The 21521-nt window shown below is 53.7% G+C and carries 20 protein-coding genes; 16 read left to right on the top strand and 4 right to left on the bottom strand.

The features are described 5' to 3' along the window. Positions 1-14: 14 nt before the first annotated feature. Entirely contained in the window at positions 15-1130 is a 1116-nt protein-coding gene (locus JRJ22_RS25675) for an N-acetylmuramoyl-L-alanine amidase family protein (protein WP_206102104.1), read from the bottom strand. Between the two features lie 157 nt (positions 1131-1287). Between JRJ22_RS25675 and JRJ22_RS25670 the strand changes: the two genes are divergently transcribed. Both JRJ22_RS25670 and JRJ22_RS25665 read left to right on the top strand, forming a co-directional pair. Further along, the gene (locus tag JRJ22_RS25670; RefSeq protein ID WP_206102103.1) at positions 1288-2292 is read left to right on the top strand and encodes a TIR domain-containing protein; all 1005 of its coding nucleotides are present in this window, start codon (positions 1288-1290) and stop codon (positions 2290-2292) included. Positions 2293-2296: 4 nt separating this feature from the next. Beyond that, positions 2297-2533 (top strand): hypothetical protein, encoded by a 237-nt coding sequence (locus tag JRJ22_RS25665; RefSeq protein WP_054943502.1) that lies wholly within the window; start codon positions 2297-2299, stop codon positions 2531-2533. On the opposite strand, the gene JRJ22_RS25660 is transcribed toward JRJ22_RS25665, so the two are convergent. Continuing rightward, positions 2530-3795: an MFS transporter gene (locus tag JRJ22_RS25660; protein WP_206102102.1), complete on the bottom strand. Its 1266-nt coding sequence runs from the start codon at positions 3793-3795 to the stop codon at positions 2530-2532. The genes JRJ22_RS25665 and JRJ22_RS25660 overlap by 4 nt on opposite strands. A gap of 113 nt (positions 3796-3908) precedes the next feature. Here JRJ22_RS25660 and JRJ22_RS25655 point away from each other — a divergent pair, with 113 nt between their 5' ends. Further along, positions 3909-4790 (top strand): Rgg family transcriptional regulator, encoded by an 882-nt coding sequence (locus tag JRJ22_RS25655; protein ID WP_206102101.1) that lies wholly within the window; start codon positions 3909-3911, stop codon positions 4788-4790. A gap of 98 nt (positions 4791-4888) precedes the next feature. Here the strand turns inward: JRJ22_RS25655 and JRJ22_RS25650 are convergent, their stop codons facing one another. Beyond that, positions 4889-5989, bottom strand: coding sequence for an LLM class flavin-dependent oxidoreductase (locus JRJ22_RS25650; RefSeq protein ID WP_206102100.1), 1101 nt, complete (start codon positions 5987-5989; stop codon positions 4889-4891). A gap of 370 nt (positions 5990-6359) precedes the next feature. Between JRJ22_RS25650 and JRJ22_RS25645 the strand changes: the two genes are divergently transcribed. From JRJ22_RS25645 to JRJ22_RS25600, 10 genes are all read left to right on the top strand, one after another. Beyond that, positions 6360-7676 carry a PQQ-binding-like beta-propeller repeat protein gene (locus JRJ22_RS25645; RefSeq protein WP_206102099.1) on the top strand — a complete coding sequence of 439 codons (1317 nt, stop codon included), beginning with the start codon at positions 6360-6362 and terminating at the stop codon, positions 7674-7676. A gap of 344 nt (positions 7677-8020) precedes the next feature. Continuing rightward, positions 8021-8797, top strand: coding sequence for an ABC transporter ATP-binding protein (locus JRJ22_RS25640; RefSeq protein ID WP_206102098.1), 777 nt, complete (start codon positions 8021-8023; stop codon positions 8795-8797). 86 nt (positions 8798-8883) lie between these two features. Then, entirely contained in the window at positions 8884-9687 is an 804-nt protein-coding gene (locus JRJ22_RS25635; protein WP_206102097.1) for an ABC transporter permease, read from the top strand. A gap of 15 nt (positions 9688-9702) precedes the next feature. Further along, complete coding sequence (locus JRJ22_RS25630) at positions 9703-10590, top strand: ABC transporter permease (protein WP_206102096.1); 888 nt, start codon at positions 9703-9705, stop codon at positions 10588-10590. A gap of 23 nt (positions 10591-10613) precedes the next feature. Further along, positions 10614-12224 carry an FAD-dependent oxidoreductase gene (locus JRJ22_RS25625; protein ID WP_206102095.1) on the top strand — a complete coding sequence of 537 codons (1611 nt, stop codon included), beginning with the start codon at positions 10614-10616 and terminating at the stop codon, positions 12222-12224. Next, positions 12221-12553, top strand: a complete 333-nt coding sequence (locus JRJ22_RS25620) for a 4Fe-4S dicluster domain-containing protein (RefSeq protein WP_206102094.1) — start codon at positions 12221-12223, stop codon at positions 12551-12553. The genes JRJ22_RS25625 and JRJ22_RS25620 overlap by 4 nt, the downstream gene beginning before the upstream one ends. 40 nt (positions 12554-12593) lie before the next feature. Further along, positions 12594-13655 (top strand): ABC transporter substrate-binding protein, encoded by a 1062-nt coding sequence (locus JRJ22_RS25615; protein WP_232380954.1) that lies wholly within the window; start codon positions 12594-12596, stop codon positions 13653-13655. Positions 13656-13679: 24 nt separating this feature from the next. Then, positions 13680-14477 carry an alpha/beta hydrolase family protein gene (locus JRJ22_RS25610; RefSeq protein WP_206102093.1) on the top strand — a complete coding sequence of 266 codons (798 nt, stop codon included), beginning with the start codon at positions 13680-13682 and terminating at the stop codon, positions 14475-14477. Positions 14478-14809: 332 nt separating this feature from the next. Then, a complete protein-coding gene (locus JRJ22_RS25605) occupies positions 14810-16414 on the top strand; it encodes an FAD-binding protein (RefSeq protein WP_206102092.1) in 1605 nt (534 codons plus the stop codon). Next, positions 16411-16755 carry a 4Fe-4S dicluster domain-containing protein gene (locus JRJ22_RS25600; RefSeq protein ID WP_206102091.1) on the top strand — a complete coding sequence of 115 codons (345 nt, stop codon included), beginning with the start codon at positions 16411-16413 and terminating at the stop codon, positions 16753-16755. The genes JRJ22_RS25605 and JRJ22_RS25600 overlap by 4 nt, the downstream gene beginning before the upstream one ends. 105 nt (positions 16756-16860) lie before the next feature. On the opposite strand, the gene JRJ22_RS25595 is transcribed toward JRJ22_RS25600, so the two are convergent. Beyond that, positions 16861-17403 (bottom strand): glutathione peroxidase, encoded by a 543-nt coding sequence (locus JRJ22_RS25595; RefSeq protein WP_206102090.1) that lies wholly within the window; start codon positions 17401-17403, stop codon positions 16861-16863. 203 nt (positions 17404-17606) lie between these two features. On the opposite strand from JRJ22_RS25595, the gene JRJ22_RS25590 reads away from it, so the two are divergent. The 3 genes from JRJ22_RS25590 to JRJ22_RS25580 all read left to right on the top strand — a co-directional run bounded on the left by JRJ22_RS25590 (position 17607) and on the right by JRJ22_RS25580 (position 21248). Continuing rightward, entirely contained in the window at positions 17607-18281 is a 675-nt protein-coding gene (locus tag JRJ22_RS25590; protein WP_206102089.1) for a Na-translocating system protein MpsC family protein, read from the top strand. A 143-nt stretch (positions 18282-18424) separates the two neighbouring features. After that, positions 18425-18814: a response regulator gene (locus JRJ22_RS25585; protein ID WP_206102088.1), complete on the top strand. Its 390-nt coding sequence runs from the start codon at positions 18425-18427 to the stop codon at positions 18812-18814. A 181-nt stretch (positions 18815-18995) separates the two neighbouring features. Next, on the top strand, positions 18996-21248 hold the full coding sequence (locus JRJ22_RS25580; RefSeq protein WP_232381222.1) for a PAS domain-containing hybrid sensor histidine kinase/response regulator: 2253 nt from the start codon (positions 18996-18998) through the stop codon (positions 21246-21248). The last annotated feature ends 273 nt before the right edge of the window (positions 21249-21521 follow it).

The following is a 21521-nucleotide window of genomic DNA, read 5'->3' as shown; positions in this document are numbered from 1 at the left end:
GCGGTCGCAGGGGGTTACTTTTTAAAATAATCAGCCAGTCCCTGGGCGATGGCCTTGGCAGCTTTTTTCTGGTAGGCAGAAGTGCGGACAATCGCTTCGTCATAAGGATTACTGAGAAATCCCAGCTCCACAAGGGTAGCCGGAAGGGTATTCTCCCGCAGGATATGATAATTGCCGTAAGATAAACCGTTGCTCTTCAGGCCAATGCCTTGTCCAAGCCGGGTCTCAATAGCCCGGGCCAGCCGCAGGTCATCCGATTCAGAGTAGAAGAAGGTCAATGTTCCGGATACGTTTTTGGGTGAGGAATTGTAATGGATGCTGACAAAGGCATCGGCGTTCAGCGTGGTGGCGATCTGGACTCTCCGGGCGAGGGTGGGCTTTTGATCTGTGGTACGCGTCATCTGTACCCGCGCTCCCCTGGCTGTCAGATAGTCGCGTACATAAAAGGCCGTCTGCAAAGTAAGATCCTTCTCCATCGTATTGTAAGTCGTGCCGAGCATGCCCGGATCGCTTCCGCCATGCCCGGGATCAATGACGATCAGTTTGCCGCTGATCCGGCCTGAAGAGCTGAAGCTTGTGCTTGAGACCGAACTGGCCTTGCTGCTTCCGGTTGAGGCGCTTCCGCTGGCAATATACTGCGCGGATACCCAGCCGACCTCCCCGCCGGTTGTCCGGATCCGGGCCCAGCCGTCCTCGCGCTGCAGAACGGTTACGGTATCCTGGGCTTTCAGGGAGCCTACTACCTGGTAGCCGGTTCCCGGACCTCCCCTGATCCGCAGGGAATCTGCGGTTACGGTTGCAGAACTGCTGCCGGAGGTTGTCTTGGCAGAAGACAAGGAGGCCGTTGCGGTTCCTGCAGTCTTTTTAAGATAATAACCTGCCACCCAGCCGTTTACGGATCCGGAGCGTATCTCCATCCAGCCATGCTGCTCATCGGTAACTGTTACTGTGGTGCCGCTCTTCAAAGATCCGACGACTGAAGCACAGGCGGCCGGCTCGCTGCGGACAATAAGAGAACTGGTATAGACCTTCGCCGTATAAGACGCCATAGCGTCCACACGGGTGTTTTGGAGCAAGCCTCCAATCAGGATGCCGGCTGCCAGTACTGCAATATGTATTCTTTTGTTCATAAGAAGCCTCGTTTCAGGTGGTATTAAATCCTATTACCCGTTTCATCGGCAGAAGAACAGGATTTAATTAAAATCTAAGGAAATGGGGCTCTGTTCCCAGATAGAAAAGGGCTGTATAATTATTACAGCATGGGGAAACTGACAAAGGAGCGCCGCCGTGACCAGACCAAAACTATTCATTGGATCTTCCAGAGAATCTATCCGTTACGCCAGGGCGATACATGAGCAGCTGAAGCGGGAGGCCCGGGTGAGTCCATGGTATGCCAATGCCTTCCGCGCGAATGAATATACAATGGAAGCACTCGAGCGGAACCTGGATGAGAGCGATTTTGCCGTGTTCGTGTTCTCTCCGGACGATGTAGCCAGAATCCGCGGTAAATATTATTATGTGACCCGTGATAATACACAGTTTGAAATGGGCTTATTCTGGGCCAGGCTGCGCCGCAGCCGCGTGTTCTGCCTACTGCCGGATCAGGTGCCGGCCCGTAAAGATTTAATTCCGGGAGAGAACATCGAGGAATATCATCTGTTGTCGGATTTATCCGGCCTCACTCCGCTGGAATATGAATGGCAGCATGAGAATCCGGTGGCGGCCGTAGATGTAAGCTGCGGCAAGATCATTGACAGCATTCAGGAACAGGGGAGCTACCGTGATCCGCAGAAGGAACTGGAGAAGTTAAAGCAAGAGCTTAGGCGAAAAGAAAGTATCCTTCACTTCTTTTGGCAATATAATAGTATTGTGGCTGCTCCTGAAGGAGAGGTGCAATATCAGGCGCTCAGCGAAGCAGTCCGCAATTCTTTTCTGCCGCCTAAGCACTGCCGGGTGATGGGCGCCGCCATGTGGCAGGCCCGTGACGGTGAGGGTCTGATGCAGGTCGGGGGAAATGTGGGCCGGGGACATGTCTACCCGTTGTCGCTGTATGAAGCGGAGCAGGAGAAACGTCCAGGTGTGCTGGATGCTTTTATGAGCAAGGAATGGACCTTTTTTCAGCGTACGGAAGTTGCGGAGGTCTATATCCTATGCTATCCTTTAGGTGAAAAGCACGTCCTTTCTGTACATTTTTCCGGAAGCGACGGATTGTCTGCGGATGATCTTACCGAGGTTGTGTCGTATAACCGGGATTTGTTCCGTACCGTCAATCATTTAGTGGGAGGGGACTGACACGATGAAGAACATGAAGAATGCAGTCAGTTTATCCAGTGCTGTCCGCCGAACCGCAAACGGCAGCGGCAGTGAAGGCGGCAAAGGCCGCACGAAGCGTAAAGCGGGGACCGGAAGGCCCACCAAGCTGTCGCCTTCGTCCATCAACGTATACATTGCGCCTTCTCTGGAAGGCGGAGACGACGAATACAAGAAGCTCGTCAGCGGGAAGGTCGATAATAACAAACCTTCGTTTGCCTAACGGATATAGGGGTCCCCAGTCATTGCTGGGGGCCTTTTTTTATCGCTGGGGAGACGGGGAGCAGCAAGCCTGTGTTTTATTCTGGCCGCCCGGATCAGGAGGGATCCTGTCAGGGTTATCCCGCTGAGGAGTCCAAATACGGGCCAGGCTGCCTGGAAGCCGAAGATCCCCAGCAGACCGCCTCCCGCGATAGGGCCGCTAATGGTCCCCAGCTTCACGATTTCCGCGCAGCCGAAATATAACCCTTTACTGTCCGCAGAGGACAGTTCATCCACCAGGGCATCGAACCGTGCGCCAATCAGCAGCTCTCCGAGACTGAATACCGTAATGAATAACAGCAGCGGAGGGTAGGCAGCCGGGAAGAGAAAGAACAGAAAACTAAGGCCGAGCAGCAGATTGCTGAGCAGAACCACTGTAAACGGGTTCCATGTAGAGATCCGGCGGAGCACGGCAAACTGGGTGGTGAGGATAACAACGGCATTGACCGACAACAGGATGGAGTATAACCGGGTGCCGTCTGCCAAGGTGCCGGTGGCCGAGAGGAACTGGGAGACGGTTCCGTTCAGCTGAGAATAGCCGAAGTAGGAGAAACTCATCCCCCCGAGCAGCAGCAGATATACATGATCTTTGCGGATCGCCCAGAGGGACAGCAGACTATGGGGAATTTTAGACTGATTATTTTCCTTGTTAGAAGAAGTGTCGCGGAAGAAGAACATCGTTGAAGTCCCGTATAGAATATACATGATGCCGAGGATGACATAAGGGAACAGGGTCATTTTCATATTGAACAGCAGGCTGAGCAGAGGACCGGCAAAGCAGCCCAGGTTAATCGCCGTGTATCTCAGGTTGAATACGAGCAGCCGGTGCTCCGGGAGCGACTCTGTGGACAGCACCTTTTTGCTCGCCGGTTCAAAGAGTGAATAGCACAGGCCGTTCAGGGCGTTCAGCAGCAGAAAGACCAGGAAGCTGTCGGCAAAATAGAACAAAATGAACGCGGTCCCCCAGATAAGCGGAGTATACAGGATGATTTGGTGGAGCGGAAGTTTATCGGCAAGCGCACCGCCAAGCCAGCTGAAGGCTACACCCGCCAGCGGATTGACTGCGAGGATGAGGCTGGTGAGCAGGAGCGGGATATGCTTTTGACCGATCAGAAAGATCGATAAATAAGGAACACTCATGAACAGGGCGGTTCTCGTAAAAAAAGTGCCGGCCAGAATATTCCAGACCTTACGGTTAAGCTGAGGTGCTATACGCAGATTCATTGCCGTCTACCCCCGGAATTTGTCATTTTCTTTGTGCCGAGTGTAGCATACAATAAAAAACAGGCTTACAAATTGTGCCATATACTCACACGGGCAAACGGGGTGGACAAGTCATGATTCTGGGTAAAACGATAGGGCAGATCCGCAGATCGAAAGGAATAATCCAGTCGCTTCTGGCTGGAGGCATCATGAGCCGCTCCAACCTCTCACGCTTTGAAGGCGGGAAGTATTATCCCGGCTACGATAAGCTGATCCTGCTTCTGGACAAGCTCGAAATGTCGTTTGAGGAGCTGCTTTTCCTGCATCAGGACAATGCTCCGCAGGTGAAGCGGATGCTGCATCTCGAGCTTACAGAAGCGGGAAACCGCTACGACTTCAGCAAGGTCAAGGCGATCAGCCGGGAGTGCCGGTCAATGTATGAATCCACACGGACCGAGGCCTATTACCATTTATATCTGCTCGGCCAGGGGGTGTTGATTCAGCATCATTATCCGGATGAAATTACAGCGCTGAATGAGATTGCAGCGTATATCAAGCCGTATTTGCTTGGTGTGGATCAATGGTATCTGTACGAGTTCAAGCTGCTCAACAATTTTTTGTTCACACTAAGCAGCAGTGATGCCATTTTTTTTGGCCTCAGGGGCGCGAAAGAATTTGACAGATACCATTCCTTTCCCGAGAGCAGAACGGTCCAGCAGCACCTGCTGCAGAACATCTCGATCATTTGCCTGAACGAACATAACTATGAACAGAGCCTGCTGTTTCTCGAAAAAGCGCTGCCGTTAGCGGATAAAACCCATCTGCTGTACGATAAAATTGTGACGTTAATTTATTACGAGCTGACGTTGCTCTGCCTGAAGCAGAAAGACAGCGCGGCTGAGTTAAAGGGGTACTTAAATATTCTCAGACAGCTTGATTTTGAAGACAGCTATCAGGCTTTGCTCAAGGTCTGCCGCAGGCATCTAACTGAAGGGGTATATGCGTTAGCAGACTAACAGTCCGGTTGCAGCAAAAACGGCTGTGCCGTCCCAAGCGGGATAGCACAGCCGTTTTTTGGTGTGGTTTAGTACAGGCGCAGAGCCTGACTGAGTGATTAGGCCTGCGAAGTGCCTGCGCTAGTCTTCTTGGCGATTTCCCGGCGCACAACCGGAGCAACCTCCGTAGCAAGCAGTTCAATTGCGGTAGCCACCTTGCTGTAAGGCAGTCCGCCGATATCGAGCTGAGTCATAAAACGGTTATGGCCGAACAGCTCATGCTGGTATAGAATTTTTTCGATGATCTGCTGGGGGCTGCCGACAGCCAGCGTATTGACCGGGGAGACGAAGCGGCCAAAATCACTGCGTGAAACCCGGTATTCCTGCCCGGGATGCGGGCTGATGGCGTTGCGGTAGCTGTAATAGTAAGGATAGTATTCATCGAGCGCCTGCTGTGAGGTCTTCGCAATGTAGCCGTGGCTCGTAATGGCGATCTTCAGGTCCTCTGCGGAATGCCCGGCTGCGGCGCCGCTGCGGCGGTAGGTTACGGCCAGATTCTGGAACGGTTCAGGGCTGCCGCTTAGAATAGCAATAGCCATGCCGATGCCGAGCCGACCGGCCTGCTCGGCGCTTTCGGGTGAACCGCCGATGCCCACCCAGAGAGGTAGCTTCGGCTGCAGCGGACGCGGAGCAATCTCAGCGTTGATCAGCGGTGAGCGGAAGGTTCCCTTCCAGTTCATCACCTCATGCTGATTCAGCTCCAGCAGCAGTTCAAGATTCTCAGCGAACAGCTTCTTGTAGTCTTCCAGCTCGTATCCGAACAGCGGGAAGGATTCCAGAAAAGCACCGCGTCCGTTTATAATCTCCGCCCGTCCGCCCGACAGCAGATCCAGTGTGGCGAAGTCCTCAAATACCCGTACCGGATCGGAAGTACTAAGCACAGTAGTTGCGCTGGTTAGCTTAATCCGCTTGGTTACCTGGGCAATTGCAGCGAGCACAACCGGCATGGAAGAGATGACAAAATCAAGCCGGTGATGCTCACCCACGCCGAAGACATCAAGTCCGGCCTCATCCGCAAGCTTAGCTGCAGCAATGACCTCCTGAAGCCGCTGCTGCGGGCTGATCCGCTGTCCTGTATGACAGTCGGTCACCATGTCGCCCAGTGTATAAATGCCGAATTCAAATTCAGGCTGCTTATCTTTATTTACGTTGTTAGTCATAAGTACAGACCCCTTGTTCATCAGAATGTTGGTTATCTATATAGATTTTACATTTTAAAGTTCAATCTATAGAGTGTTTGTGCTTGTCCGGTTTAATAGGATTCGGCTTAGTATAACATAATAACTTACAAAATGTAAGTATGTGAGTAAATGTTTTGATCTGTAAGCGGATAAACAGGTTTATCCTGACGGATTGGCGCATATGCCCTCTCTTTTTGCTGTCTCTTATAGTGTATTGATTTTTGTACTATTCATCCAGCAAAATCCGATACGGAATGGAAAATTATTGAATATGCTGCGAATCAGGGTATATACTCGTTGTGGCTTCTAAGGATGGACAAGAACAATTAATTCCGGGAGGGATTCATCAATGTGGAGAATAAATATCAAAAACGGTGCCTTCGCTGCCGTTATCGGGTTAAGTCTGCTGGCTGCTGCCGGTACGGCCCAATCTGCCGCATCTGAACCGCGTACTTCTTATGTGGCCAATAATTTCGGGAGTGATGCTCCCGCAGCTCCTGCAGCTAAAATTATTTGGTCCAGCACGATGGATCTGCAGGGTGATGAATCAGCGATGAGCCGGGGGTCTGCTGTGACGGGAGGAGACAAGGTCTACATCATTCAGCAGGGGCAGCTGCTCGCACTGAATGCCCAGACCGGCAAAAGAGTCTGGAAATATGGGGCGAAGCTGACAGCACCGCTGTTGTATCAGGATGGCCTGATTTACGTAAGCTCGCAGGCAGGAACTATCTATGCTATCAATGCAGCAACAGGCAAAAAAAACTGGAGCTCTTCCGTTCCGAGTAAAGCTCCGTACCAGCTCCTGATCGACCAGAACCAGCTTTTTGCCGTTAACGGTGATATTCAGGTCTATAATCTGAAAGACGGCAAACTGCAATGGAAGGATAATTATAGTGAGAAGCTGTATTTGCCTGTACAGGTTCAAGGCGATCTGGTATTCGCTGAGGATTCCGTATCCGGGGCGTATTCTTACGAGCTTCTGCACGCCTTTGACCGGAAGACAGGCAAACAGCTGTGGGAAGCAGATAATCACGCTCTGCCCATTGATGCTGGCAGCGGAACCGTCCGTTCTCAGCGGACAGCCAACCTCATGGAGCTGGTGCCCCTGACCACGGTAGATACGCTGGATGCCAAGACCGGCAAGGTGCTGAAATCGGTAGAGTACAACCCCGGAAATATTAATCCGGATGAGGCGCTGAGCAGCGGCGGACAAGCTTGGATCAGCGGCAATCAGCTGTACATCAATGATGGAAACACTGTTTACTGTTATCCGGCAGATGCGGATCCGGCCAAGACGGCCAAGATTACCTATTCGGCTGCAGGCGGTGGAAGCTCCCAAAGGTATGCCGCTGGCCCTTATGACGGAAGAGTACTGTTCAGCGACGGCGAAGCCGTATATGGCGTCAAGACTACCAACAGGCATGGGGTATCTTATTACGGAGGCGCCCCGATTGCCCGCTTTGACCTGCTCGGTCACGGGATGTATATCGCCCGTGCAGACGGTCAGCTGGTGGCGGTGAATCTGCTTACGGGAGCACAGGTGCTGCAGCTCAAAACGTCCGGCAGAGTCTTCGGGCCAACCCTGCTGGAGAACGGAATGATTATCGTACAGAGCAAGGGAAAGGTTACAGCATTTAAAGAGCCGGCGGTTTTAAGAATGGATTAGTTTACCCGATTAATTATTTGGATTAAAATTGTGTCTTTTTGTTGACAGACTTGCAGATAGATGATATTTTAAATTCACAAATTCAAATTGATTTACTTTGAATTACATCGGCCGACTGTTCAGACAGAGGTGCCCGTGCTATCCAGCACGAGGTCCCTCTGTCTTTTTGTTTTACAATAAAAATATTAGCTGAACTATGGGGCTGCCAAAAGGCTGAAGTGGCGGAGGTGAAGTTTGGAACTGTAGGAGCGGTAGCGTCCGGAAGTCCAAACATTCACTGCAGTCACTTTGAGCCGGTTGGATAAACCTATAGGTCAGCCCACTCAGCCGAAGGAGGAGTAAACATGGGAGAGGTTATGCTGTCCATCACACAGCTGAACAAAAGCTTTGACACCGGAGCAGGCCAGGTAAAGGCGCTGCATGAGGTGGATCTGGAGGTGCAGGAGGGAGAATTCATCACGGTGATCGGCCCGAGCGGCTGCGGTAAAAGTACGCTGCTGCGCATCGTGGCCGGTCTGGACACCGGCTATTCCGGCAGTGTGACGCTGGAAGGTGAGAATATCGCCGGACCGGGGATCGACAAGGGATTTATTTTTCAGGAGCACCGCCTGTTCCCCTGGCTGACGGTAGAGAAGAACATCGCCTCGGATCTCCCCCTGGGCAGGCCGGATATCCGGCAGAAGGTGGATGAGCTGATTGAGCTGGTGAAGCTGAACGGCTTCGAGCAATCCTATCCGCGCGAGCTGTCAGGAGGAATGGCCCAGCGGGTCGCGATTGCCCGGGCACTGCTGCGTAATCCCAAAATCCTGCTGCTCGATGAGCCGTTCGGTGCACTGGATGCGTTCACCAGAGCCCACATGCAGACCGTGCTGCTGGACATCTGGCGGAAGAATAAGACCACAATGATTTTTGTGACGCATGATATTGATGAGGCCGTGTTTCTGGGTAACCGGGTAGTCATTCTGGAGCCGAGACCGGGAAAAATCCGCAAGATAGTGCCGGTAGATCTGCCGTATCCGCGTAAAAAGACGACAAATTCTTTTCAGGAGCTGCGCCTTAGGGTACTGAATTATTTTGAAAAGGTGGATGAGCTGGAATTGACCGACGGGGCGGGGATTTAGATACCTGCTGCGAACTTTCTTTGTCTTATATCTGACTTAATCTATGCGAATTATGAAATATCATCCATACAAAAGGGGGAGCTTATATGAGTAACCGGGCTGTGGCGCTGGGCGCTGCCGGTAAACCCGGAAAAGCGGCTATAGCCGGACTTGGCCTGCTGCTGCCGGGGAGTATGCTGATTCTGTGGCAGCTGCTTGGGCATTACGGAATTCTCTCGGAGATGCTGTTTCCGACACCGTATACGATTGCCCGGTCCTTTGTCACGCTGGCCAGGGCCGGCGATTTATGGAGCAATTTCAGAGTCAGTGCAGTGCGCGCGTTATCCGGATTCCTGCTCGGCGGAGGTCTTGGGCTGTTGCTGGGCATTCTGGTCGGCTTGTTCCGCAGATCGGAGAGGCTGCTGGACCCCTCGCTGCAGATGATCCGGATGATTCCCAGTCTCGCGGTAGTGCCGCTGTTCATTCTGTGGTTCGGGATCGGTGAGGAATCCAAAGTACTGCTGATCGCTAAGGGGGCTTTTTTTCCGGTATACATCAATACCTTTATGGGCATCCGCAGCACGGACAACAAGCTGTTTGAAGTATCGAGGGTGCTGGGCTTCAGCCGGATGCAGCAGATTCTCCGGCTGGTGCTTCCGGCGGCGGTGCCGAACATTATGCTGGGGCTGCGTTTATCGCTCGGCCTGTCCTGGCTGGGGCTGGTAGTGGCTGAGCTGATCGCCTCCACCTCAGGAATCGGCTATATGATGTCCGACGCCCGCCAGTTTGCTGATACGCCTGTAGTTTTTGTCGGAATTATTGTTTTTGCCGCCGCCGGATTGCTGAGTGATACCGCGGTCCGTCTGATCGAGCGGCGGCTGCTGAGATGGCAGGACAGCTATCAAGGATAGGAGGGAAACAGCACCATGAGTGAAGGGATAGAAGTCATTATCAAGACAGCCAAGGCAGTAAGAGAGGCGCGTGATTATAGCGGTACAGCTCCTAAAATTACTTCTAACAAGGTGAGAAAGACATCTCCAATCCGTTTGAAGTCCCTTCTGTCAGATTGGGGGACCGGGGCAATTATTCCAGTAGCGGTACTTACGGTATGGCAGCTTGCCGGAAGTGCCGGTCTGATCTCGCCGGGGTTCCTGCCGGCGCCGCTCTCGATCCTCTCGGCTTTTGCCGCTCTGACGGCCAGCGGGGAGCTTACCCACCACTTAGGCGTAAGCATTGGCAGAGCGGGGACCGGGTTTGTGATCGGGGGTATTCTCGGACTGCTGTTCGGGGTGCTGACCGGGCTGTTCCGCAAAGTGGAATACCTGCTCGACCCCAGTGTCCAGGTGCTGCGGCTGGTTCCCCATCTGGCGATTGCCCCGCTGATTATCCTCTGGTTTGGCTTCGGCGAAGTGTCCAAGGTAGTCATTATTCTGAGCGGCTCCTTTTTCCCGCTCTACATCAATACTTTCAAGGGCATCCGCAGCGTAGACAACAAGCTGTTCGAGGTAGCCAGGGTCCTTGGTTTCAGTCCGCTGCAGAAGCTGCGGCGGCTGATCCTGCCGGCGGCGCTGCCCGGCATGCTGCTGGGCTTGCGGTTATCGATGGCGGTTGCCTGGATCGGACTGGTCGTTGCTGAACTGATCGGCTCGCAGTCCGGGGTGGGATTCCTGATCAATGAAGCGAAGCAGAACTCCAATACGGAGGTTATCTTCGTAGGCATTATTATTTTTGCAGTGGTCGGCAAGCTGATCGATTCGCTGTTCCGTATCATCGAACGCAAACTCCTGCACTGGCGTGACAGCTATCAGGGCTAATTAATCCAAGGGGGCTGAATGCAATGAATCAAACGGTAGGACTTAATGGATCATTACACCTGAAGGCGGATGTACTGGTAATCGGCGGGGGGCCTGCAGGGACATGGGCAGCACTCACTGCAGTCGCTAAAGGGGCGAAGGTTATTTTAGCCGATAAAGGCTATTGCGGCTCCAGCGGAGCGACTGCGCCGTCAGGCACAGGCGTCTGGTACGTGAAGCCGGATGAGAAGCTGCGCGAGGAAGCGAAGGCCAGCCGCTATTCTATGGGCGGGAAGCTGGCGGAACACCGCTGGATGGACCGGGTGCTTGACCGCACTTATGAGAACATGAACCGCTTAGGCCTCTCGGGGTATCCGTTTCCGCTGGATGAATTCGGCAACCAGTACCGCCGGAGCCTGCAGGGGCCGGAGTATATGCGGCTCATGCGCAAGCTGGTCAAGAAGGCGGGCGTAAAGATTCTGGATCACAGTCCGGCACTGGAGCTGCTGGCTGATGAACACGGGGTAGCCGGGGCAACCGGCGTACAGACCCAGAGCGGTGAGGCCTGGAGCGTCCAGGCTGGAGCGGTGGTTATTGCCACCGGCGGCTGCGCCTTCCTGAGCAAGGCGCTGGGCTGCAACGTCCTTACCGGCGACGGGTATCTGTTCGCTGCCGAAGCCGGGGCGAGCCTGTCAGGCATGGAGTTCTCCAATGCCTATGCCATCTGCCCGACCTTCTCCTCCGTCACCAAGACGGCCTATTACAGCTATGCCAGCTTCTATTATGAGGACGGCAGCGTGGTGGAAGGTGCAGGATCCAAGAAGGGCCGCTCCATCATCGCCCGCAATCTGCTGGCAGGCCGCCAGGTATACGCCAGGCTGGACGGCGCATCCGAGGATTTAAGACCGCTGCTGCGCGTAGCGCAGACGAACTTCTTCCTGCCGTTTGACCGCAGGGGCATTGATCCGTTCAAGGATGCTTTTCCGGTCACGCTGCGGCTGGAAGGGACGGTCCGCGGTACCGGCGGTATCCGCATTGCAGATGAAACCTGCGGCACCGGAGTTCCGGGACTGTATGCTGCAGGGGACGCTGCCACCCGAGAGCTGATCTGCGGCGGCTTCACCGGCGGCGGCAGCCACAATGCCGCCTGGGCCATGTCCTCAGGCTCCTTCGCCGGAGAAGGGGCGGCTGGTTATGCCGCGCAGCTCGGATGGCATGCTGCTGACCGTACTCCGAAAGGACTGTCATCCTCGCCGCTTGTTGATCAGGAAGTGAAGCCGGGAACGGCAGCACGTACAGCGGAGTTCGTTTCCGCCGTACAGGCTGAAGTTAAGCCTTACGACATCAACCTGTTCCGCACAGAGCAGGGACTGACCTCCTCGCTCAGCCGGCTGGACACACTGTGGACAGAGCAGCGCACCCGGGAAATCCAGCGTACGCCGGAGGGGGTTAAAGCCCGCGAAGCGGAAGCCATGACGGCGACCGCACGCTGGATGTACAGCTCTGCGCTGGCCCGTACCGAGACCCGGGGCATGCATAAACGCGAGGATTACAAAGAAACGGATCACGGCCAGCATCACCGGCTGATCAGCGGTGGACTCGATCAGATATGGGTGAAGACAGAAGAGGTTGCGAAGGAGAGTGTATTACTGTGATTGAAGTCATTAGCGCTGCCAGGTGTGTAGAGTGCAATCAATGTGTATCCGTCTGCCCGACGAATGTATTTGACCGGGTGGAGGACGGAATTCCCGTCATCGCCCGGCAGAGTGATTGCCAGACCTGCTTCATGTGCGAGCTGTATTGTCCAGTGGATGCACTGTATGTCGCGCCGGATTCCGAAGGGGTGACGGGTGTGACCGCCGATGTGTTAGAGCAACAGGGGCTGCTTGGCGGATACAGGGAGAAGGTGGGCTGGGGCAAAGGCAGACAGCCGGTGGCAAGTCACGATTTCATGTACAAACTGGCGGCCAGAGCCGGGTTCTGAGGCAACTAAAACAACAGATGACTGAGGGGAGAACAGAGTTATGCAAACGTACAGAGAGATTCAAGGTAAACAGAAAAAGGGGATTCGCCTGGCACTGCTTGCCAGCGTAGTCATGGTTATGCTGGTGCTGCAAGCTTGCGGAAACAACACAGCTTCCACCAAGGGGGCCTCCTCAGCGGGCGGCAACAACACAGCGGAGGCAGCAGGCAGCGAGCCGGCCAGCAAGGTTCCGGCTGTGCTGAATTTCGGCTATATCGGCTCCAACAAGCTGAACGTGCCGGGCGGCGCGGAGGGCTGGGGCTTTTATAAAGGCATCATCCAGGAGGAACTGAAAAAATACGGCATCACCGAAGTGAAGCTGACCGGCTTCCCGAACGGTCCCGACCAGACGGAATCGCTGATCAGCGGGAGGCTGGATTTCGGCAGCCTTGGAGATACTCCTGCCATTATCGCTTATGCTTCCGGCGCCAAGACCCGCCTGATTTCGCAATCCTCCGCCCATACCGTCGGTTATCTGATCGGCAAGAAGGATGGCCCCAAGACGGTAAAAGACCTGCAGGGCAAAACGATTGCGATTCAAAAGGGCTCCTTCATGCACCGCTACGTAGTCGGCTTGCTTAAGCAGGAAGGTGTCACCGGCTATAAGCTGGTCCATATGCTGATTCCTGATGCAACAGCGGCTCTGGCCCGCGGAGATGTGGATGCGACAACCAATGTGGGCATTCCGGCATTGAAGCTGATTGATCAAGGCTATACCCATCTGGATGATGCTTCGAGCCATCCCGATCTGCTGGGCTCCAGTGCTACTGTTGTTTCGGAGGACTATCTGGCGAAATTCCCGGATTTCCCGAAGGTATGGAATGAGGCGCGCGAGAAGGCGCTGGCCGATTTGAAACAGCATGAGGATGAATATTACCAGTTCCTGGCCGAGATTAACGATACCACACCTGAGCTGGCGAAACAGGTCAATCCGATCAGTGATATCAAGGATACCGCCTTCACCGAAGAAGGCACGAAGCTGCTGGAGGGCACCAAGAACTTCCTGGTGGAAGAAAAGCTGGCCAAAAAAGACTTCAATATCAGCGACTGGCAGCTGCAATAATAACTTAAGCGGAGGGATGACCTTATGGGCCAGCAGACATTAGCTGCAGAAAGCTTCAGACTGCCGCTGGAGAATGGACTCTTTATTGAAGGCCAGGTACGGGTTCCACCCGGTGTGGATCCTGCTCCAGTAGTGCTGTTAAGCCACGGCTTCAGAGGCCATAAAGACTGGGCCTTCTGGCCGGAGGTTTCCGGTAGGCTGGCGGAGAGCGGCTTCTATACAGTCAGCTTCAACTTTTCACGGATTGTTGCCCATAGCGCCGCTGGAATAGCTGAGCGGGAAGCGGCTGAAGCTGCTACGCTGAGCCGCGAGCTGGATGATCTGCAGCAAGTGCTGCGCAGCCTGCGAGGCGGCAGACTCCCGCTGGCGGAGCGGGCCGATCCTGTGCGGCTGGCGATTCTCGGGCACAGCCGCGCGGGAGGCGGCAATATTATATTCGCCGCCGAGCATCCGGAGGTGCAGGCGCTGGTAGTCTGGAACGGCGGATCAGCGCCGGCGCGTACTCCTGGTAGCGGGCAAGCGCTGACGTTTCAGGAGCGGGTTCTACAGCTGGACCAGGAGCGGAACAAGGGTCGTTTCGACCTGGAACACGCGCTAAGCTTCTTATCCGCCGCAGCCCTGGTCATCCAGGGCGACCAGGACAGGGATTCGCTGCTGCAGCAGAATGCCCGTTTCCGGGAGCAGGCGCCGCAGCACCGTTACTATTCAGTAAGAGGTGCTGACCACACGTTCAATACCACAGATCCTTATGAAGGAGCTACACCGGAGCTGAATGAGGCATTGGCTTTGACCCTGGAATTTCTGCATGAACAGCTGGGCTGAGATGTATTGATAGTGGGAAAAACTCCCGCTAATTTATCTGGTTTCGCCTAAAATCGGAGTTTAGTGGGAAAAACACCCGCTAAACTCCCGGAAAACACTGATTTTGGCCCGTACGTGAGATATTAGAGTGAGAAAATCCCACTAGTCTCTGTCTCCATCCTGTCCACAGGAAGTTAGCTGGAGAAATTTCCACTACTGTGCCTCCGTACCGACAAATCAAACGTTTTCTAGGCAGACGCTCGTTCTGGAAACTTGCAGAAAACAAATTTGTACCGGACGACGATCTTATCAATTATTTCATAGGGTTAATCAACAGTTTGGGAGGGAATGAAATGCCGCAGCAGCAAATAACAACGGATGTACTTGTGCTGGGCGGAGGCCCGGCCGGGGCATGGGCGGCATGGAATGCAGCCTCGCAGGGCGCGCAGGTGATTCTGGCCGATAAGGGTTACCTGGGGACTAGCGGAGCTACGGCTCCGGGCGGAACGACATTGCTGGTCATTCCGCCGGTAGCTGAGCTGCGCGATGCGGCGGTGGAGTCCAGACTCCGGGCAGGCGGCTACCTCTCGGAGAATGCCTGGATTCACCGCGTGCTGGATCAGGTGGAGCAGAATCTGGCCCAGGTGGAGGAGTGGGGATATCCCTTTCCGAAGGATGAAGACGGCAACCCGCTGCGTACTCATCTGCATGGCCCGGAATATATGAAGCTGATGCGGCGTGTTGTGCGCAAAGCGGGAGTGAAGATATGGGACCAGTCTCCGGCGCTGGAGCTGCTGCATGATGAGCACGGCGTCGGGGGTGCCAGGGGAATCAACCGCCTGACCGGGGAAGCCTGGGAAGTACGGGCAAACGCAGTGGTGATTGCGACCGGCGGCTGCGCCTTCCTCAGCAAAGGGCTGGGCTGCAATGTGCTCACTGGTGAAGGCCTGCTGATGTCAGCCGAAGCAGGAGCGGAGCTGTCGGGGATGGAGTTCACCAGGCAGTATGCGCCAAGCTTTGCAGACGGTACGGTGACACGCGGGCGGATGCTGGCCTGGGCGACGCTGTATGATGCGGCAGGTAATCCGCTGCACAGTGGCGACCGCACCTTCGGCAGTATTCCCGAGCTGATGCTGAAAGGGCCGGTGTATGCGAGGCTGGACCTGGCGGATACGACGGAGAAGCGCGAATTCCTGCGCCGCGCCCACCCGATCTTTTTCATGCCGCTGGAGCGGGCGGGGATTGATCCGTTCAAGGATAAATTCCCGCTTACGCTCCGCTATGAAGGCACGATGCGCGGCACGGGCGGCCTGCGCCTGACCGGCAACGCTTGCGAGACGACGGTGCCGGGACTGTATGCGGCCGGAGATGCCGCATCGCGCGAGAAGGTCACCGGCGCCATCTCCGGCGGTGGGGCCTACAACGCTTCCTGGGCCATCTGCAGCGGAAGCTGGGCCGGCCGGGGAGCGGCGCGGCACGCGCTGGCGCAATCGCGCCGGGCGGACAGCCGTCAGCTCCGCGCGGCGGGCCGCTTGGGGCTTACGGCTGGCGCCGAAGCAAGGGAACCGCTGGACGCGAAGCCGCTGATCGCGGCGGTCCAGCAGGAGATCCTGCCGCTGCGGATCAACTATTTCCGCAGCGAGCTGGTGGTGGCCGCAGCCTTGAAGCGGCTGGACAGCCTGATGCCCTATCTTACCGGCCGGCCCCCGGCCACGGTGCAGGGCATCGTGCAGTCCCGGGAAGCGGCGGCTATGCTTCAGGCCGGCCGCTGGATCTACATCGCCGCGCTGGCCCGCAAGGAGAGCCGGGGCCTTCAGCGGCTGGCAGAATATCCGGCGCTCGACCCGCGCCAGACCCACCGGCTGATTCTGTCCGGCATTGATCGGATCAGCATCACTACCGAAAAGGTGCCGCATGCCCATGAGCTTCAGGTGCCGAGAGAGGAGCAGGTCATATGATCGAACTGGTCAGCGGAGACCGCTGCATCGGCTGCCGGCTGTGCGTCAAGGTATGCCCGACAAATGTATTTGATATGCAGGGCAAGCTTGCCGTCATCGCCCGCCAGGAAGATTGCCAGACCTGCTTCATGTGCGAGGCATACTGTCCGGTGGATGCGCTCTACGTAGCGCCCCAAGGCGAGGCATCGGTTCAGGTTAATGAACAGGAGCTGATTGCCTCAGGCCTGCTCGGCAGCTGGCGGGCGGAGATCGGCTGGAGCCCGGGAGCGCCGGATACAATGGCGGAGCGGGACACGACACCTTTTTTTGAAGTGTTTACGGAGACATACCGGGGAAAATAAGTGCAGCCGCAGGTATGCCAGCATTGGAAAGCAAAGAACCCATCCTCCACAATCATGGAAGATGGGTTCTTTTGTTCAGGCAGGAAGCACACTCCGTGTTGATCTTTACAGCAGTTCCTGAATAGCCGGCTCAAGATCGAGGGGATCAATAGGCGATTCGAAACGCTTCACTACATTGCCTTTACGGTCGATCAGGAACTTGGTGAAGTTCCATTTCACTTCATCGTCAGCCAGAGAGGCAGGATCGCGTTCCTCAAGCATCAGGTGCAGCAGTCTGCTGCCCGCGTGATTATGATCGAAGCCGGTAAAGCCCGCTTCCTTGGTCAAATAGTCGAATAAGGGATGTTTATGTTCGCCCTTTACATTGATCTTCTCAAAGAGTGGAAAGCTAACACCATAATTGATTTGGCAGAACACGTTGACCTCCTCATTGGAGCCGGGTTCTTCACCGAACTGGTCGCTGGGGAACCCGAGAATTTGAAAACCCTGGTCCTGGAACTTCTCGTAAAGCTTTTGCAGGTCAGAATATTGCGGGGTGAACCCGCATTTACTGGCGGTGTTTACGATCAGCAGCACTTTATCCTTGTATTGTTCAAGAGGGGTCTCTTTACCCCGAATGTTGCGGGCTGTATATGAATAGACACTCATTGGCAGCTTCATCCTTCCGGTGGATCATTTTATGTATTTAACAATTAGATTGTATACAATATAATTGTTTGTGTCAATGATCTGCTTATTTTTTTATGTACGAAGCTGCCTGTTAATATTATACTAAGATGTACGAATCGTTTCTCCGGCAGGCGGAGTATCTCCCCAGGCACTTAAAAGAATACATTGCTGGAGGAAATCCAATGAGTACTACAGAACTTACTAGCCAATTTTCCAGTTACACAGGAAGACTACTTAGGGAGCGTTTCGGGAAGGGCCCCGAGTCTATACATGTTTCTATCGGGAAGCAATGCATTGCACTGCATATCCGGAATTTTATCGGGCCAGTAGAGAGATTTCTGCTGAATAAGGAAGAAGAGCAGGCGTTCCGCTATACACGTGAGCTTCTGATGAAGTCACTGCTTCCTGAGCTTTCGGCTTATCTGCAGGACAATCTGTCGATTGAGGTTGGCGAGATTTTTTATGATTGGGGTATACATAATGCGTCTGGGATGATCGTGGCTCTCCTGAAGAACGACGGGGTACCAGTCGATGAGTATGCCGGACGGGATGAAGTTCATGCCCAGATCAATGAAGTGAGCCGGAAGGTACAGAAGGAACCCGAGTTTACCGATTCCTGGTGGCTGGGAACCCGTACCCTGATCATCAAACGCGAAGGAATTCTGATTCCTTTGGAGAAGGAACTGATCGGCCTCGGCTATGAGAATACGCTCAAAACCACGAAACGCAAGATGGAAAAACGCTACCTCGAAGATACCACCACAATTGCACCCATGCTGGGCAAGGAGCTGTCCGACATTTATGTGGATTGGGATTTCGATAAGGATACAAGCGTGATCGCATATACTTTTCTATAAACCATATCTTCAAACTATATATGAGGCGGAAATGAGCCGGACATGCGAATGAGCCGGACATGAGCCGAAGAAGGGGGACAGGTCCCTTTCTTCGGTTTTTTCGTTTTCCATGGTTCAGTAAACATTTGGGGGGGATTTGGCGCATGGAGGAATATAAGCGGACAGTGTTGTACGTCGAAGATAATGAGCTTAACATGGCCTTAATGCATCATATCTTCAAAAAAAATCTGCCCTCCTTATTGCTGCTGAAAGCTGAAACGGCGGAAATAGGCCTGGACATCGCAGTCCGGCAGCTGCCGGATCTGATCATTCTCGATATCGGCTTACCCGGCCTGAATGGATATGAGGCATTGGAATGGTTAAAGGCAAGGGAGGATACCCGGCATATACCGGTAGTGGCAATCAGTGCATTTGCCCTGCGTACAGATATTGAACGGGCCCGGGAAACAGGATTTGCTGCTTACATTACTAAACCTTTTCAGGTCAGTGTCTTTACGGATACCGTAAAAACACTGTTAGCCTGGAAGCCCTAATTATCAAAGATGGGGAACTGGGGAGAACTCCGTCTGATGGCCGGTTCGTCGGGAAATTTCGACAGGTATTTTATTCCATTTAATAGCATTTGACATTCGCCCGGATATGCAAGATATTAATATTACAGTTTTTAAATAATGGAATGGCTTTCATTACTCCACAAAACGGGCGGTGGATCAGATGTTGAAAGAGCAGTATTTTGGAGAAGTATACCGAACGGGTATCAGCGGAATGGCTTTTCTGTCCCTTGACCTCAAATGGACGAGCATCAATCCGGCTGTAGTCTCGATGCTTGGATATAAGGAAGAACAGCTCCTGGGGCATGATTTCAGGGTGCTTGTGTACAAAGATTCTGTGGAGATACATAGCAGGAAGATGGGGGCTCTGAAAGCAAGCGGAGTTCCCTTTTTTGAATGCGAAATTAGGATGATCCATGGCAAAGGCATGCCGGTTCCCGTGCTGCTGCATACCGCACTTATCAGAGATCCTTCTACGGGTGTAGAACTGTATTATATTATTCACCTGACAGAGCCTCCGGCTGAAGCAAAAGCCCAGAATCGTTATCCCTCGTCTGACGAGCTGTATAAGCTGATTGCCGCCAATATTAGTGATGTGGTGTATTACGCCACACCCGACAATATCTGCCGGTATTGTTCACCGTCGGTCAGGGAAGTGCTGGGCTATGAACCGGAGGAGCTGATCGGACGCGATATCCGCAGCCTGATCCATCCGGAGGATCGTGCCACATTAAGCCTTCCGCAAGTAGCCGAACTCCGGAGTATTCAGCTGCGGGTTCTTCACGCTGACGGGCGATACTTGTGGATTGAATTCACTTTACGTATAGTGGATAACCCGGACAGCCCAAGCGTGCTAGCTGTAGGCCGGGACATCACCGAGCGCAAAAATGTTGAGCGGAAGCTGCAGGAATCCATTGAACGCTACACCTCCCTTAAGAAATACAATCATGATGCCATTATTTCACTGGATCTGCAGGGCAACATTATCAACTGCAATGAGCAGGCCTGCCAGCTGACAGGTTACCCCGTCTCTGAGCTGGCCGGCAAGAGTGTAGGCCGGATCATCGGGGAGCATCATGTTGAAGATGTACTCGGCTATACCAGCGGGAACAGCAGCAAGGAACGGAATATTGACCTTGTCTGGCACAAGGACGGACATACGGTCGAAGTGTTGACAACTATTGCTCCGATTATCATCAATAATGCTACGGTAGGCTTTTATATCATCGTTAAGGACATTACGGAACAAAAAAAGCTGCTAATTGCCAAGGAAACCGCCGAGAGCACGAATCGTGCAAAAAGTGAATTCCTGGCGATGATGAGCCATGAGATCCGTACCCCTATGAATGGTGTGATCGGGATGACCGATTTACTGCTGGATATCAGTGAGCCGGGATCTATCCAGAGGGAGTATCTGGAGATCATCCGGCAGAGCGGTGACACCCTTCTGAATATCATTAATGATATTCTGGATTTCTCCAAGAATGAAGCCGGCAAAACGGCTCTTCATGAGGATCCCTTTGTGCTGGAGGAATGTATAGATTCCGTTCTTGAACTTCTGCAGCATAAGGCAGTGGCTAAAGGGCTAAAGATCCAGGTCCTTGTAGATCCCGCTATACCCAAGATGGTGATTGGTGACGGGGACCGGTTAAAGCAGATCCTGCTGAATCTGGTTGGCAATGCGATTAAGTTCACTTATACCGGAGGTGTGACGATTAGAGTCCAAAGCCTGGTCCAGACGGCAGGACAGATTACCCTGCATTTTACGATTGCGGATACCGGCATTGGCATTCCTGAAGACGCTGCAGACAAGCTGTTTGAGCCGTTTGTGCAGCTGGATCATTTCATGGGCCGGCGCCATGAGGGCACAGGTCTCGGCCTGGCGATTGCGAAGCAGTTGGTAGAACTGATGGGGGGAGCCATTGGCTTGGACACCAGTGTGAAGCAGGGGGCGACCTTTGAGTTTACAGTGAAGCTCCGCCTGAGAAACGATACTTCCGCCGACACGTTCGGATCTTTACTTGCAGGCTCGGGCCCAGTGAGCCGCAACTTGCGGATCCTGGTAGCAGAGGATAACGAGATTAACCAAATCGTGTTGCGTAAAATTTTGGAGAAGCGGGGGTATTCCGTTGATGTGGCTGCGGATGGCCTGCAGGTGGTGGAGATGACAGTCAGTACCGATTATGATCTTATTTTTATGGATGTGCAGATGCCCGGAATGAACGGTTTGGAAGCGACAGCGGCAATCAGGCGGACACTTGCTCCGGACAAGCAGCCGGTGATTATCGCTGTTACGGCCAATGCGCTGAAGGGTGACCGTGAACAATGCCTGGAGACGGGAATGGACGAATACATCAGCAAACCGCTGCGCAGTGAGGCAGTTACGAATCTGATTGCGAAATTTTTCGGAGAATAAATATGCTCCAGATAAATTTATTGCATTAAAGCTGTGAAACGGTGCAATATCCCCTTGCATCATGTGAGTATTTTGATTAAGATAGCAGAAACCGGCACATAAGACGTGCCGAAATATTCTCTAACGACGATGACGAAGAGAGTAAGTGCTATGTACGGATCTTAACAGGGAAGGCGTGCCGGAGACTGAGAGCACCCTCATGAGACGTTTAGTACCGAAGTTCACTTCCGAGTCGGTCCCTGAAGTATTTGCTGCAGCAGATATGCGTAGGGA

The sequence above is a fragment of the Paenibacillus tianjinensis genome (genome assembly GCF_017086365.1).
GTDB classification, from domain to species: domain Bacteria; phylum Bacillota; class Bacilli; order Paenibacillales; family Paenibacillaceae; genus Paenibacillus_AQ; species Paenibacillus_AQ tianjinensis.
Note: the sequence above shows the minus strand (reverse complement) of the source record. Positions and strands in the feature narration are given on the sequence as shown.